This is a genomic window from Streptomyces sp. NPDC048349 (assembly GCF_040651925.1).
GTDB lineage: Bacteria > Actinomycetota > Actinomycetes > Streptomycetales > Streptomycetaceae > Streptomyces.
Window position 1 is genome coordinate 101,047 of the sequence record NZ_JBEZLA010000010.1, and the last position, 15,661, is coordinate 116,707.

Below are 15,661 nucleotides of genomic sequence, written 5' to 3' on the forward strand. Positions count from 1 at the left end.
GGGTGCGCTTGATCTGGGCCCTGACGGCCTGGTGTTTTGTGCTGCGCGTGTCCTGTGGGGGGATCCGGTTGTCTCGTCGAAGTCCTGTTTTCGTGCGCTCGCGCGCCGCTCGTTCGCGTGTCGCGATCGTCTCGGTGCTCGCGGTGCTCTTCTCCGGCCTGGGGGCACCCCTGGTCACGGCCGCCGACAAACCGCCAAAGGTCTGGGCGCCTCCCAACACTCCGCTTCCAGAGACCAAGGCCGTCAAGGGCTCGGATGCGAAGCCCGGGGAAACCCAGGCGCCGAAGAGTGGCAAGTGGACTCCCGAATCGAACGGGAAGGTCCCCTCCGGTGTGGCGACCGTGCCCGTGGGTGGTGAAAACGCCCACCGCACCGTCGCCGACGCGGCCTCGGTTCAGGCCGGCTCGCTTCCTGTCTGGATCGCACCCGTGAATGGCGCAAACTCGTCGGTCGCAGGTGGAGGGGCGAGCAGCCTCAAGGTCGAGGTGAAGGACAAGGCCAAGACCCGGGCCGCCGGAGTGAACGGTGCCCTCATCGCTCTCACCGGAGCCGCAGGCGCCCCAACCGCCGACAAGGTCGAGGTCGGTGTCGACATCTCGGCATGGGCCAAAAACGGTGCCGCGAACTGGGCGGCCCGCGCCCGTCTGGTCCAGCTGCCCGCATGCGCCCTGACCACTCCGGGCGCGCCCGGCTGCACCACCCGTACGCCGGTGGCCTCGCACCGGGATGCCGCCGGCCGCCTGGTGGCGGAGGTCGAGGTATCGAAGAGGGCCGCGGCTGCGGCTTCCGTGCTGATGCCGAAGCCCGACGCGAAGTCCGCTTCCAAACAGGCCCCGCAGGTCCTCGCCGCAGACGGCATCGTCCTGGGCGTGGAGCCGGGCCCGTCCAGCAACCTGGGCGACTACTCAGCCACACCGCTGCTTCCGTCGGCTTCGTGGCAGGCGGGGGCGAACGCGGCGAACTTCACGTACGGCTACACGGCCGAGGTTCCCTCGGCGATCGCCGGGGCGGCGCCGAGCGTCGTCCTCGGCTACGACTCGTCCTCGATCGACGGCCGTACCGCGTCGACGAACGCCCAGTCCGGTCCCATCGGTGAGGGCTGGGACTGGCACCCGGGCTCGATCTCCCGCTCGTACAAGGGATGCAAGGACGCGGGTATCGCCAAGTCGGGTGACGAGTGCTGGGCGGGCGACATCCTGTCGCTGTCCCTGGCCGGCCACGCCGGGCAGATCGTCCGTGACGACGCCACCTGCGTGTACCGCCTCCAGGGCGATGACGGTACGAAGATCGAGCGCCTGACCGGCCAGCGCAACGCGGCCTGGAAGGGCGAGGGCTTCAAGGTCACCACGACCGACGGCACCCAGTACTACTTCGGCTCCAACCGCCTGCCCGGCGGCGACGGCACCGACCCGGAGGCCAAGTCCGTCTCCACCGTCCCGGTTTACTTCAACAGCGGCCAGGACAAGTGCCTGGGCGCGGAAACCCCGGCCAACGGCACCTGGCAGCAGCTGGGCTGGCAGTGGAACCTCGACTACGTCGTCGACCCGCACCAGAACCTGATCTCCTACCGCTACGAGCAGGAGGACAACTACTACGGGCGCGGCGGCGGCCAGAACAACGGCACCGGCAGCCCCACCCTCTACCAGCGCGCCTCCTACCCGACCTGGATCGGCTACGGCCAGCGCCTGCCCGACCAGATCACCGCCAAGGGCAAGGCCAACACCGCCGCCCAGGTCCTGCTGACCATCGACGAGCGTTGCTTCGAGACGGGCGACGCCTGCGACCCCACCAAGCGCAAGGCGAACCCTGGTGCTTGGGGCGACACCCCGGTTGACCAGGAGTGCGCGAAGGAGGGCCAGTGCCTGAACCTGTCGCCCACGTACTTCTCCACCAAGCGCATCAGGGCCATCGACACCCAGGTTCTTGGCACCGGCGGCTACCGCAACATCGACTCCTACGTGCTCAATCAGCGCTTCCAGCCCTCCGGTGACGGCACCGCGCCGACCCTGTGGCTCGAGTCCATCCAGCGCACCGCGACCAACGCCCGGACCCAGCAGAAGGTACCGCCGGTCTCCTTCGTGCCGCTGCAGATTCCCAACCGTGTCGATGGCGTGGTCAAGCGCCCCAATGGCACTGAGGCCGGTACTTCGAAGTTCCACCGGCCGCGCATTCAGACGATTGACACCGAGACCGGTGGTCAGATCAACGTCGTCTACAAGGCTCCCGAGTGCTCGCGTGTCAGCGGCACCATGCCGGCTGCCGCGGACAGCAACACGATGGCCTGCATGCCGGTCAAGTGGTACCTGCCGGATCAGTCCTTCCCCGATCCGGTCGACGACTGGTTCCACAAGATCGTCGTCCAGTCCGTCACCCAACAGGACAAGGTCGGCGGCCAGGTCAGCGTCGTCACGGACTACGAGTACGGCGGCGGCATCGCCTGGCACCGCAACGACTCCGAGTTCACCGACCCCAAGATGCGCACCTGGGACCAGTTCCGCGGCTACGCCACCGTCACCACCCGCACCGGCAGCGGCAACAGCGCCGAGGCCCCGCGCACCAAGTCGGTGGCGACCTTCCTGCGGGGCATGGACGGCGACGTCCTCGCCAACGGCAGCAAGCGCAGCGTGAACGTCCCCGACGCGCACGGCGGCACCATCAAGGACCAGGAGCAGTTCTCCGGCTTCGTCCGCCAGACCCAGACCTTCGGCCGCGACGGCGGCACCGTCATCGCCGACGAGGTCTCCAACCCCCTCCTCGGCGACAAAGCCACCGCGACCCGCGCCCAGTCCGGCGGCATGCCGGAAATCACCGCGTGGGTGATGAACACGGACAAGGTCACCAGCCGCGCCAAGCTCGCCGACGGCACCTGGCGCACCAGCGAGCGCACCTCCACCTACGACAAGACTCCCTTCTCGCGCCCACTCCAGGTCGACGACAAGAGCGACCTGTCCCGCCCCGACCAGCGCCTGTGCACCACCTTCACCTACGCCGACGGACCCACCGGCGCACTCACCCAACTCGCCTCGCGCACCCTGGTCCTCAAGGGCAGCGCCGGCTGCGCGCAGACACCGAACGCGGCGAACACGGTCGGCGACACCCGCGCCTACTTCGACAGCAAGCCGCTCGGTCAGGCCGGCACCACGGCCGACCAGACGGGCACCGAGGTCCTCGAGAAGTACGACGCCACGGACAACCCCGTGTACCGCCTCAACGTCACTTCCACCTACGACGTCTACGGCCGCGTCAGCACCACCACCAACAAGGTCCGCAAGGACGCCGCCCACCCGGACGGCGCGGTCACCAAGACCGAGTACAAGGCCCTGCCCAACGCTCTGCCGTACGAAGTGATCCACACCAACCCGCTGGGCTGGAAGACCACCACCACGCTCGACACCGGCCGCGCCATGCCGCTGAAGACGGTGGACGAGAACGGCCACGTGGCCGAACAGACCTACGATGCACTGGGTCGAGTCACCGCCGTCTGGCAGCCGGGTCAGGACCGGGCCGCCAATGACCCCCCAGTCCGCAAGTTCTCCTACTTCACCAGTGAAGAGCGGACGGTGCCGACGACCGTTCTGAGCCAGACGCTCATGAACGACGACTCGTACATCTCCAGCTACACCATTTACGACGGCCTTGGCCGCATCCGCCAGACCCAGGCCCACACCCCGTCCGGTGCCTACGGCCGGATGATCACCGATGCGCTGTTCGACTCGCACGGCTGGCAGGTCAAGACCAGCACCCCGTACTACAACGACCAGGCCGCCCCCGGCGGCGCCCTGTTCCTGCCCAACGGGGGCGTTACCCCCGACAACCACATCCCCGCCCAGACCGTCTCCGTCTTCGACGGCCTCGGCCGCCCCACCGCCTCGGTCTTCCAGTCCTTCGGCGTCGAGCAGTGGCGCTCGAAGACCGAGTACCCGGGGGCGGACGAGGTCCGCACCACCCCGCCGACCGGCGGCTACGCCACGGCCAGCATCAGCAACGGCACCACCTCGGTCCTGCGTCAGTACAAGACCAACACCCCGACCGGCACCGACTACGACGAGACGACCTACGAGTCGAACACGCAGGGCCAGGAGTTGCGCCGCAAGGACTCCGCGGGCAACGAGTGGACCTTCGCCTACGACCTCCTGGGCCGCACGGTGAAGACCACCGACCCGGACTCGGGTACCGCAACCACGGTCTACGACGACAGCAAGAACCTCGTCACCGTCACCGACGCCCGAGGCAAGAGCGCCACCACCGTCACTGACATCCTCGGCCGCACCACCGCGACCTACGAGGGCACGGCCGTCGACCCGGCCAAGCAGGTCGGCGCCTTCACCTACGACACCAAGGCCCTCGGCAAGCCGGCCACCACCACCCGCTTCACCGGCGGCGCCTCCGGCAACGCTTACGTCTCCGAGATCACCGGCTACGACAGCGGCTACCGCCCTCTCGGCACCAAGGTCACCATCCCCGCAAATCTCCCCGTGGCTGAGAAGCAACTCGCTGGCACGTACGAAACCAAGAACACCTACGACAAGTACGGCCAGCTGAGGACCACCCAGCTGCCAGCCATTCCGGCTGCCGGACTTGCCGCGGAGACCCTCACCTACAACAGCAACATCGCCGGCAGCTTCACCTCCCTCGACAGCACTATCGGCTCGCAGATCACGCCCTACGTCGCCGCCATGCGGTATGACCCCTACGGCCGTGCCATCCGCACCACCATCGGCGACACCGGCAAGCAGATCGTCTCTACCATTGACTACGACCTGGCGACCGGCCGACCGGTCCGCTCCACCCTGGACAAGCAGACGGCGACGCGAGCCAGCGTCGATGTCCTCGACTACACCTACAACCGCGTGGGCCAGCTGACCTCGATCAGCAACACGCAGGACGGCGCCGCCCGCGACCTGCAGTGTTTCACCACCGACTATCTCGGCCGCCTCACCCAGGCCTGGACCGACACCGGGACCACCACGACCGCCCCGCAGCCCAGCGTCCGCGGTATCGGCGGCTGCACCAACGCCACCGGCCCCAAACTCGACGTCACCGGCAAGCCGAGCGTGGGCGGACCTGCCCCGTACTGGCAGCAGTACGAGTATGACAAGATCGGTAACCGCACCAAGCTGGTCAAGAAGGACGTCACCGGCAACACCGCCAAGGACGCGACGGTCACCCAGACCTTCGGCACCGGCCCCAACACCGGCACCGGAACGGGCGGCCCGCACGCCCTGATGAAGTCCACCGAAACCACCGGCACCACCAGCCCCAAGGTGACCTCGTACACCTACGACGCCACCGGCAACACCACCTCGATCACCAGCACCCCGGGCACCAAGACCCTGACCTGGAATGACCAGGGCAAGCTCGACAAGATCACCGGTACCGGCGAGAGCGCCGGTACCAGCTACCTCTACGACACCGGCGGCAACCAGCTCATCCGCCGCGACCCCGGCAAGACCACGCTGAACCTCGGCACCGACCAGATCACCCTGGACACCGCCACCAGCAAGATCTCCAACGTCCGCACCTACGGCGCCCCCGGCGGCCTGTCCATCACCCGCACCACCACCGCTGGCACCTCCAACCTCACCTACCAGTCCTCGGACCACCACGGCACCAACGGCGTCCAGTTCAACGCCACCGACCTCGCCCAGGCCCGCCGCCCCGCCGACCCCTTCGGCAACGAACGCGGCACCCAGCCCGCCCCCGGCACATGGGCCGGCGACAAGGGCTTCGTCGGCGGCACCAAGGAACAGGCCACCGGCTTCACCCTCCTCGGCGCCCGCGAATACGACCCCACCACCGGCCGCTTCATCAGCCCCGACCCCATCATCGACCCGGGCGACCCACAGCAATGGAACGCCTACGCGTATGCACACAATCACCCGATCGACAATTCCGACCCGAGTGGCCTCAAGGACGACAACTGCGCGCACTACAGCAACTGCAAGGCCAACGGTGGAACCATCGATGAACCGAACGAGCCAGACGACCCGGGAGGGGATGGCGGTCCCGGTTCGACTGAAACGACTGAGCTGAACAGCGCCAACAACGAAGTTACCAAGCTCAAGAAGAAGCGCGATGAGCTGAAGCACGCCGTTGTCGACCTGGTCATGGACCTGATCGGCTACAACGACGCCCGAGACTGCTTCACCAAGGGCGACGTAATGGCCTGCATCAACACGGCCCTCAACTCGGTTCCCTGGGGCAAGCTCTTCAAGGCCATCAAGATCGGCATTAAAGCCTTCAAGATCTATAAGGAGATCAACAAGACCTACGATGCCCTCAACGCCGCCGAACGCAGAGCGTCCCAGGCGATGGAGGCGTACACCAAGGCTAAGAAGGCAGACTCCGAAGCGGCCGAAGCGGCATCCAAAGCAGCCAAATCAGGCGACACCAAAGCCTCAAAGGAATCAGCCAGCGACAGCGCCGGCTCAGAGTCCAAAGCAGGCAAGGGCGAAGCCGACGCGGAAGCCAAGGGCAGCGGCTCTGACTCCAGGAGCAGCTCCGGCAGCTGTGACGTAAAGACCAACAGCTTCCCCACGGGCACCAAGGTCCAGATGGCCGACGGCACCACCAAGGCCATCGAGGACATCCGGGTCGGCGACACCGTGATGGCCACCGACCCGCAGACCGGCGAAACCCGCCCGAAGCGGGTCACCGCGACCATCACCACCCCCGACGACAAGGATTTCACCGACCTCACCCTCACCGACGACGCGAGCCCCCGCGGCCCGCCCGTCGCCATCACCTCCACCTCTCACCACCCATACTGGAGCGAAACCCGCCACCAGTGGACCGACGCCGGCGACCTCACCCCCGGCGAACAACTCCGCCAGCCCGACGGCACCACCCTCACCGTCCAGACCACGCGCGACTACCCGTACGCGGTCACTACGCACAACCTCACCGTCGACGACTTCCACACGTACTATGTGCTGGCAGGCGCGACTCCGGTCCTCGTCCATAATTGTGGTGGTACTGCCACCGTTTCGTATGACCCCGACATGGGGCCAACCGGGCACGCCATAATTCGAATCGATATGGCCGACGGTCGATCGCAGATTACCGAGCAGGTAATTAATGGAATTCCCGCCAGGCCGGGCCAGTACAACGGGCTCCCGACCACAGGTGCGGAGGCATTCCCCGGAGACCTCGGCCCTAACACGAGGAGCCTCACTTTCGACTTGCCGAACGCAGAGGATGCCTACGGGGCTCAAGGGAGGACCATTGATGCGGACCTCGGAGCGTACGACGGGATGGACAATAGCTGCGTGACCTATTGCGTTGACATCCTGCGGGCTGGTGGAGTCAACCTCCCGGAAGGGCGTCGCGGGATGGCTGTACTACGAGGAAGGATGAACAGAGGGTGAGTCCAGCAGGTGGCCCGTCCGAGTACATCAAGGTCTTGGCTGAGATTATCTCCAGCCCGAGAGTCGGCGGATTGCATCTTCGTCGAGTGGGTGAACTTCTCGTCGCACGCGAAGAATTGAATGAGCGGTTCCTGGATGCCGACAGGCGAAAATTCTCTGATGTCGAATTCGATGACATCGTGATCAAGTCGTCAGAGCTTGATGACGAATATGTTCGAGTTTGGCGAGCCTGTGAAGAGGCAACTCGGGAATGGCGCCACTCTGAAGGTCTGGCGGAATTGGCCGTCGCGCTGAAGCAGGCCGCCGATTACTATCGTGGTGTTGCATCCGCCGCCTGATGCTGAACAGAACGAAAATTGAGCGGCCCCACCAGGTTCATTTTGCTGGGGCCGCTCGCGTGCGCTGTGGGTGCCTGACGGCAGTAGTTGACGGCAACGTCAGCGGACGGGCGCTGCACACAGCGGCGGTTCGCCGCGGTCGCCGGGCTGTCTGGTGGCGTCGTCGGACCCTTGGAGAGCACGGCCCAAGAGGTCGATGGCGTCGCGCTGGAGTCAGAGTCGGACGTGGGCGTAGACGGTGGCGGTTACGCCGATGTGCGCGTGGCCGAGGAGTTCTTTGATCACGACGAGTTCGACGCCTTGCTCCAGGAGGAGGGTGGCGGTTGAGTGCCTGAGGTCGTGGAAGCGGATGCGGCGGAGCCCGGCCCGATCGAGGAGGGCGCGGAAGCTGCGATTGAGGTTCGCGGGATCGATCGGCCCTCCTGCCGGCGTGCTGAAGACGAGGCCGTTGTCCCTCCAGTCCTCCGCTGCGGCCTCTCGTTCTCCTTCCTGTACCTCACGGTGTGCCTTGAATGAGTGGATGCACTCGCTGGGGAGGGCGATGCGCCGTTCCGATGCGCGGGTCTTGGTAGGCAGGGCGGTCAGCCCGCCGGTCTGGGTGCGCTGGAGGGTGCGGCGAATGCTGGCAGTGCCGTTATGAACGTCGAGATCTTCCCACTGGAGACCGAGGAGTTCGCCCTTGCGGAGGCCAGTGCGGAGGGCGAGTTCGTACAGCGCGAACAGGCGGTCATCGCGGGCGGCAGCGAGGAACTGGCGGGCTTCATCTGCCGTGAGTGGTTCGAATCGACGGGGGCGCGGTGTACCGGTGCGGACGTTGCGGGCCACGTCGCGTGTGATCTCCTCCTCGAGGACGGCGTGTTCCAGGGCGGACTTGAGGACGGAGTGGATGTACGCCAGCGTCAGCGGGGAGAGCCGATTGGAGCAGCACGCTCCGGCGGCGCAGCATCGGGGCTGGTCGCGGCGGGCGTCGATGCTGCGGGCGCAGCACTGGCAGGTGGTGCGGAGCTGGTTGAGCCAGGTGCGGACGTCCTTGGCGCTGAGTTTGGTGAGCTTCTTCTTGCCCAGGCCGGGGATGAGTTGCTGGTTGACGCAGGTGGTGTAGCGGGTGTGGGTGTTCTCGCGGAGCTGGTGGATGGCGACGGCCTCCAGCCAGTACGTCAGGTAGGCGCTGACGCTGCCCTGCGCGGACGGAACGGCAACGCCACGGTTGCTGGGTCACGTTCTCCAGGCTGCCGACGGTGACAGGGACCTGGCGCTGCGCGTCTGGCAACAGACCTCTCTCCCGGAACGCGGCCCGGTGACCGCAGCCCAGCTGGGCAGTGCTCTTGCCGGCGTGCATGCGGCAGGGCGAGGCTGACCCCTGTCGGCTGTGCCGCAACCGGCGAAACTGCTACAGGCTGGATTGCCGGCTGCATGGGGCACCGGGTCATCCACACTGCTTCCCGCCGCCTGCGGGGATGGACCTCCGCCGTACTGGGAGCGGGAGGTTGACGTGTGCTGCTGCTCCCCGCGCATGCGGGGATGGCCCAGGCAGAGTTCTGGGAATTCAGCTCGGGGCACGCACGCCGGCATCGGCGGCGGCGCTGGTGGTTTGCGGGTCGGTGCGGTGACCCGACCAGGGGCCTGAGGACAGGGCAAGGCACAGACCGGCCCCATGCGTGGATTCTCCGCCCGGGAAGGCGTTCGGTCCGTAAGCTTTTGGGATGCGGGACGATGCGGTCGTCGGTCTGGTGCCGGCTTGGACTCGGCAGGAGTCGCTGGCGTACCTGGCACCGGTGACCAAAATTGTGGAACTTCGCGACGCGGACGCACTGGCCGCCGAACTCGCGGATTCGCCTCTCGCCCTCCGGCTGGCCCGGGCCTGCCTGGAACGGCACTCGCTTTCCCTCGGTGACTATCTCCGGCGGGTGCGCAAGGGCCTGAAGCGTCCGAACCGCCTCCTGACCGGGATCGTCTACCGCGACCGCGCGACCAGAGCCGTGATGCGTGCGGCCGTACCCGCCCAGGTGACGCCGGTGGCGGCGGCACTGTCGGCCATGAAGGGCGAGCTGCGGTCCCGGCCCGGCGCGTATGAACTGATGAGCCTGCTGGCGTTCCTCGCCCCCGCGCGGCTCGACCTGCGGCTGCTGTTCGGCCACGACGGGGACCTGGGCTTTCTGCCGCCACCGCTCCGCGATCCGGAGGTGCGGGCCGCGGCCGGCGCCACCCTGGCCGAGTACGGGCTGATCAAGATTGCGCCGGACGGGTCCGAGCTCAGAATGCACTCCGTGGTGCAGGCCGCGGCCCGGACTCTGGTGGTGAGGCCCTACTGGGCCAGTGCGGCACTGCTCCTGTGCGCCGAGGCACTCAACGAGACGGGCCTCCCCGCCGACGCCGACCGGCTCGCGAGCCACGCCGAGCACGCGGTCGCGTACGTGCGCGAGATGGAAAGGCTCCAGCCGCTCTGCGCCCGGGTTCTGCGGGACCTGGGCATGACCGCGGGCAGGCGGGGCCGGACCGAGCAGGCGAAACGGCTGCTGAAGGACTCCCTGGAGATCCATCTCGCGATCCGGCGCGGCGACCCTGCCGACCTGGCCGAGGCGTACTACCAGTACGGCCACGCTCTCTCGGAGAACGGCGACCTGGCCGGGGGACGTGCCCAGATCGACCAGGCGATCGCCCTGGCGACGGCCGTCCGCGGACCAGACCACCCGGAAGTCGCGCGGTACAGGCACAACCTGTCGACGGTCCTCCGCAAGCTCGGTGAACCTGCGGCCGCCAAGGCGGAGTTGCAGGCCGCCTTGGAGATCGGGGAGAGGCGCCTTGAAGCGGGCAGCCCGGACCTCGCGGTCGGCCACCAGTCGTTGGGTCTGTTCCTCCACGAGGAAGGAGATCTGCAAGGCGCCCGGCGCGAAATGGAACAGGCCCTGGCCCAGCTGCTGGCCTCGGTGGGGGAGAACGACTACAGGGTGACCGCCTGCCGGTCCACGCTCTCCCGGGTGCTGCGCGATCTGGGTGAGCTCGAGGAGGCCCGGAACCAGCTGGCCGCGGCGGTGGCCGCAGGAGAGGCCATCGACGGCCCGGCTCATCCCCATGTGCTCGCGGACCGCGGGGACCTGGAACGGGTCGAGCGCGAGCTCGGCGGGAACGCCGAAGAGGAGGAGCCGGCTGCGGTCGTGGAGACGACACCCTTCCCTCCGCTGGATCCGTCCCATCTGATCCTCTCAGCGGACGGCGTCTTGGATGCCGCCGCCCCGGTGGAATGGACGTGGAAGCTGACACGGACCGACGGAACCGTGCTCACGGAGCACGAGGTGCGGCTCGACCCGGCGGACGCGTCCTTCGCCGCCTTCTCCGACCTGCACACCTGGCTGCGCTGGCGGACCTCACCCGACCGGCGCCGCAGCGACGAGCTCAGGCTGATGGACGGGCTCGGCCGGTGGACCGGGGCGGAGGTCCTCGGCCCCGTCGGCACGATCCTCGGCGAGGACCGCGCCGAACCCGCCGTCGTGCGCGTCCAGGTGCCCGAGGGCGCCTCCTGGCTCCTGGACAGACCATGGGAGCTGGCCCATATCGGCGACGGCGTCCGACTCGCGGAACGACCGGTGAGCTTGGTCTTCGAAACCGTGGCGGCCGCGGCGGCCACGGCGACCGCGGCGGACAAGGAGATGCCGTCGACGGCCCTGCGGATCCTCGCGGTGTTCAGCCTGCTGTCCGACGCCGACGCGCTGGCGCTGCGCCGCGAGCTGATGACCCTCGAGCGGATCGTCAAAGAGGTCTCGGACGGCGGCCGTGCCATCGAGCTGCACGTCCTGCACTACGGAGTCACGCGCGACCGCCTGCGAGAACGGCTCCCCGACCCCGAAGGCTGGGACATCGTGCACCTGGCCGGGCACGGACGCCCCGGAGAGCTGTTCACCGACGACGGCCACGGGCGGAGCGAGACCGTGACGGCCGACGAGATCACCGGGATGCTGAATCCGTCGGCACGGCGACTGAAGCTGATGGTGCTGTCATGGTGCGGTTCCGGCGCGGGCGCCACAGCCGACTGGGACGACGAGGAGGACGTCGAGCCGACGCCGGCCCCGGCGCTGCCGATCCGGCTGGCCTCGGCGATGAACTGTGCGGTCCTGGCCATGCGCTATCCCCTCGCCGACGAGTTCGCCGTCGAGTTCACCCGGGAGTTCTATCTGCGCCTGCTGTCCGGCGACGCAGCGTCCACCGCAGTCCGGGAGGCGATGGCCGACGTGAGGCGGCGGAGCGACGCTGCGGGACGGGCCTGGCGTCCGCTGTGGTCGGCGACACCGGTTCTGCTCAGCGCAGGAACGGCCGATCTGATGCCTATCACACCCCCGCCCGGCCCGAGGCGGAGCCAGCCCGGCGTTTCAGGCGAACTCCCTGAGCGGCCGGAGGTGTTCGTCGGCCGGGCCGCGCAGGTCAGCAGTCTGGCGGCGGTCGGCCCGGTGCTGCTGACCGGGATGCCGGGCATCGGCAAGACCACGACCGCCCTGGAGTTCGCACACGCCTTCGCCGACACCTACGACCGCATCCTCTGGTGCGAAGGAGCGGTCCCCGAAACCACCGGCGCGCTCGACGAGCGGACGCTGATCGTCATGGACGGCATGGACGACGCCTGGCGCGACGACCGGTGGCGGGAGTACGCGGAACGCACCGGCGGGCCCAAGGTCGTGTTCACCTCGCGGCTCGTCCCGGCGGATCCGCCCCCGAACCTGAAGATCGAGCCGGTCCACCCGCTTTCACCGGTGGACTGCGTGCTGCTCGCCCGCGAAGTCCCCGGAGCGGACGCCTCGCTGGCGCGCGGCGGTGAGGGGCACCCCCTGCTGCTGGCCGGGCAGACTGGTCACAGAACCCTGATCGCCGCTTGGGTGGAGGACGCGGCCGCCTCCCTGCCGCAGGAGGCCCGAATCCTGTTCCGGTTCCTGTGCGCGCTGGAGGATGCGGACCGCGAGGCAGGGCCCATCGTCAACTCGATCTGGGAGGACGTGTGGGGGGCGTTCGGCGGGGAGGGCGAGGCGCCCGCCCTGGACCCCGTGCTCGCTGCCCTGACCCGCTCCGGCCTGGCGGAGGTCGTCCGCGATCCGGCGATCGAGAACGCCGTCCGCTCCGTCCTGATGCATCCGATTACGGTCGAGGCAGGCCGCGGCCTGCTCACCGGCGAGGAGTACGAAGCGGTGACTGGTGTGGTCGCCGCTTTCTGGTGGTTCTGCATCCAGCAGAGCCGCCGCGAAGAGAACAGCCGCATGGTCGTCTTCTACGCCGGCCGTGCCGTCCCGTACCTGCTGGCCCTCGAGCGCCCACGCGAAGCGCTCGCGGTGCTCAGCATGATCACGGGGCGTGACATGTCGGCCGAGACGGTCAGCGCCGTCCAGGTGTGGCTCGCCGACGTGGACGAGCTCGCCCGGGGCACCGATGTAGAGCCGGACGTAGACAAGCTGCGGACCGATCTGCTGGTCCGCAGCCGGAACGTCTCGATCGAGGCCGAGCTGCGGGCGTCCCTCGACAACGCGGTCGGGGCCGGGGACCACCAGGCCGCGGCGCTCACCAGCGGCCAGCTGGTCAATGTGCTGATCTTGACGGGCCGCGCGGAGGAGGCCCTGGAAGTCGCCGAACGGGGGGAGGAGCACGCACGTCGCGCGGGGCGGGATCCGTGGCGGCGGCTGACCGCCCAGCTGCAGGTCGTGCAGGCCCTGGTGGCCGCGGGACGCTACGAGGAGGCCCTTCCGCACGTGCGGCGGCTGTCGCGCCGACTCGGCAAGCTGGGCGCGGACGAGTCCGGGGTACACGACCGGTGGCACGTTTCGGAGGTCCTGCTCAACGCGGGCGTGCGGGCGGCGATGAAGCTCCGCCGGTGGGAGGAGGCCCTGGAGTTCGGCGACGGCATCGTCATGAGCATGGCGCAGCGCGGTGCACCGGAACTGGAGATCGCCCAAGCGGAGTACAACAACGCGTTCCTGCTGCGCGAGTTCGGCCAGCCGGCCCGTGCCCGCGAGGTCCTGCGCCGCTGCCAGGCCGTCTTCGAGAAGGAGCGGGACCTGGCGCAGCTCGCCGGCGTCCGGCAGTCGCTGGCCGAGCTCGAGGTGCGCGAGGGCCGGTACACCGAGGCGGCCGAGCTGCTCCGGGACGCCCTGCGCCTGCTCTACAGCGCCCGCGACACTCCCGACCCGGCTGCGATCAGGGACACCCACGCGACCCTGGCGGCGCATCTGACGAACGGCGGTGCGATCGGCGCCGAGGCGTTCCACCAGCTGCTCGCCGTATCGATCATCGACCGGCTGACCGGCTCGTCCAGGCTCGAGGAGACCATCGACCGGCTGCGCTGGGTGGCGACCCGCTACGACGACCTTCCCGGCTCGCTCGACGATCTCATCGAGGCGGTCGACGCCGTGCCGGGAGTGCGCTTCGCGGCGCTGCTCGCCGTGCTGCCCGGCGGCAGGCCCGCCGCCGAGCACGTCCTGGCAGAACTTCGCCCGGTGGTGCGCCACGCGACTGAGGCCCTGATGTTCGACCTCTTCGAAACGGCCGGGCTCCCAGTGGACACCGTCGACCTGAATGCCGTCCCGGAGGAGCGAGGGCTAGGCGGACGCCTCGTCGACCGGTTCGGCCCCCTCGTCCGGAGGCGACGGCGGAGGCGGAGGCGGTGACCGTCGGGCCGGGCGCTTGGGCGGCAGCGGCTTACGCATCGGAGCAGCCGCCTGCCAGCCGCGGTGGGGGTCGTCGTCCCAGTCGGGCTCCCAGTCCTCGGAAGGATCGTCAGGCCGGGTCATCGGGGTCCTCCTCGTCGTTCCTGCCGTCGAAGAACTCGATCGACACGATGGAACTCCCATTCAGCCAAACGCCTCTGCTGCCGGGATAGGGCTCGGCGAACCAGTCGTCCTCGACGGTCCACTGCTGCTGCAGGTACAGGTCCCGGTGCGCGGGGTCGGACGAGGCGAACGACCGGTCGGCGAGCAGCCCGTAGACGACCCGGTCCTCGGTGAGCCTGACCCGGACGTAGGCGGGGAACCCGCGGCTGAAGACCCAGTCCCAGGCCTCGGAGACCCTGGTCACCGAGGACAGGCCGATCCGGACCAGCAGCCGGTGCAGCCAGGCGGGACGGCGGACATCGGCCAGGAACGACAGCCCGGCTCCCAGGGCCACCGGGACGACCACCAGGACGATCATCGTCCAGGCCGCGATCTGGCCGATGTACCGACCCGGACCGTGCCGGACGATGTCGGAGGCGAGCGGGGCCGTCCACCACAGCATCATGAGGTGCACGACGATGGATCCGGCGGCCACTTTGGCGATGAACGCCCGTTCGCTGACGACGGCCGGACCCTGTCGTCCGCGGCCCATGGTCGTGCCCAGCAGGTAGCCGGGCATGAGGAACAGGACGGTCGAGCCGATCCCGGCCAGCAGGAATGCGATGACGTTCTTGGCCAACTCGGTTGTCTCCGGCGCCATGGGCCTCCTCCGCTTGTGCCCCACAGCGATGATCCCAGCGCGGCGGCCTCCGCGCAGCCCCGCCGCTCAGGCGATCTCGGCCTCTTTCAGCCTGGTACCGGTGAGCTTGGCTCCGGTCTGGAAAGCCGCTGCTCGGGATTCGGGCAGCGCTACTCGACGAAACGCAACCGACTCCAGTCAGCGGGTTGGGTAGCGGGTATCCGTTGCGCTGCTCACGAGCGCGGTCTCACGCCGGGCCAGTGGGGCGACGCACCGCAGATGATCGAGGCCCTCGAACGCATCCGCGTTCTACGCCCGCAGGGCGGACGGCCACGCACCCGGCCGGACCACCGCGGCGGTGACAAGGCATGCAGCTCACGCCGCAACCGCCGCTACCTGCGAGGGACCGGCCGCAGCAGCCTGATCGGAGTCGGCCAGCCCCTCGTCCACCGACTCCTGCCAACTCCCGCTCAGCTCCGCCGTCGTGGCCGAGGCCCCCTGCCGGATGCCATGCACACCGACGATCTGCAGCAT

Annotated in this window: 5 protein-coding genes and 2 pseudogenes; 4 read left to right on the forward strand and 3 right to left on the reverse strand. The window is 68.5% G+C overall.

Annotation, left to right across the window (positions count from 1 at the left end; translation table 11 throughout):
* The first annotated feature begins 428 nt into the window (after positions 1-428).
* Positions 429-7,367 carry a polymorphic toxin-type HINT domain-containing protein gene (locus AB0D44_RS08670; RefSeq protein ID WP_362586478.1) on the forward strand — a complete coding sequence of 2,313 codons (6,939 nt, stop codon included), beginning with the start codon at positions 429-431 and terminating at the stop codon, positions 7,365-7,367.
* 86 nt (positions 7,368-7,453) lie between these two features.
* Positions 7,454-7,705: a hypothetical protein gene (locus tag AB0D44_RS08675; RefSeq protein ID WP_362586481.1), complete on the forward strand. Its 252-nt coding sequence runs from the start codon at positions 7,454-7,456 to the stop codon at positions 7,703-7,705.
* A gap of 213 nt (positions 7,706-7,918) precedes the next feature.
* Here the strand turns inward: AB0D44_RS08675 and AB0D44_RS08680 are convergent.
* Positions 7,919-8,917: pseudogene (locus tag AB0D44_RS08680) on the reverse strand (tyrosine-type recombinase/integrase); the annotation flags it as partial.
* A 491-nt stretch (positions 8,918-9,408) separates the two neighbouring features.
* On the opposite strand from AB0D44_RS08680, the gene AB0D44_RS08685 reads away from it, so the two are divergent.
* Positions 9,409-14,346: a tetratricopeptide repeat protein gene (locus AB0D44_RS08685; protein ID WP_362586484.1), complete on the forward strand. Its 4,938-nt coding sequence runs from the start codon at positions 9,409-9,411 to the stop codon at positions 14,344-14,346.
* A 109-nt stretch (positions 14,347-14,455) separates the two neighbouring features.
* On the opposite strand, the gene AB0D44_RS08690 is transcribed toward AB0D44_RS08685, so the two are convergent.
* Entirely contained in the window at positions 14,456-15,148 is a 693-nt protein-coding gene (locus AB0D44_RS08690) for a DUF6338 family protein (RefSeq protein WP_362586487.1), read from the reverse strand.
* Between the two features lie 225 nt (positions 15,149-15,373).
* On the opposite strand from AB0D44_RS08690, the pseudogene AB0D44_RS08695 reads away from it, so the two are divergent.
* Positions 15,374-15,529: pseudogene (locus tag AB0D44_RS08695) on the forward strand (IS5/IS1182 family transposase); the annotation flags it as partial.
* Here the strand turns inward: AB0D44_RS08695 and AB0D44_RS08700 are convergent.
* Positions 15,503-15,661, reverse strand: a complete 159-nt coding sequence (locus AB0D44_RS08700; RefSeq protein ID WP_362586605.1) for a hypothetical protein — start codon at positions 15,659-15,661, stop codon at positions 15,503-15,505. The pseudogene AB0D44_RS08695 and the gene AB0D44_RS08700 overlap by 27 nt on opposite strands.

Excerpts from the sequence above, each read along its gene's own strand:
- AB0D44_RS08685 (WP_362586484.1), top strand. The coding sequence starts at position 9,409 with ATGCGGGACGATGCGGTCGTCGGTCTGGTGCCGGCTTGGACTCGGCAG.
- AB0D44_RS08690 (WP_362586487.1), bottom strand. The coding sequence starts at position 15,148 with ATGGCGCCGGAGACAACCGAGTTGGCCAAGAACGTCATCGCATTCCTG.
- AB0D44_RS08700 (WP_362586605.1), bottom strand. The coding sequence starts at position 15,661 with ATGCTGCAGATCGTCGGTGTGCATGGCATCCGGCAGGGGGCCTCGGCC.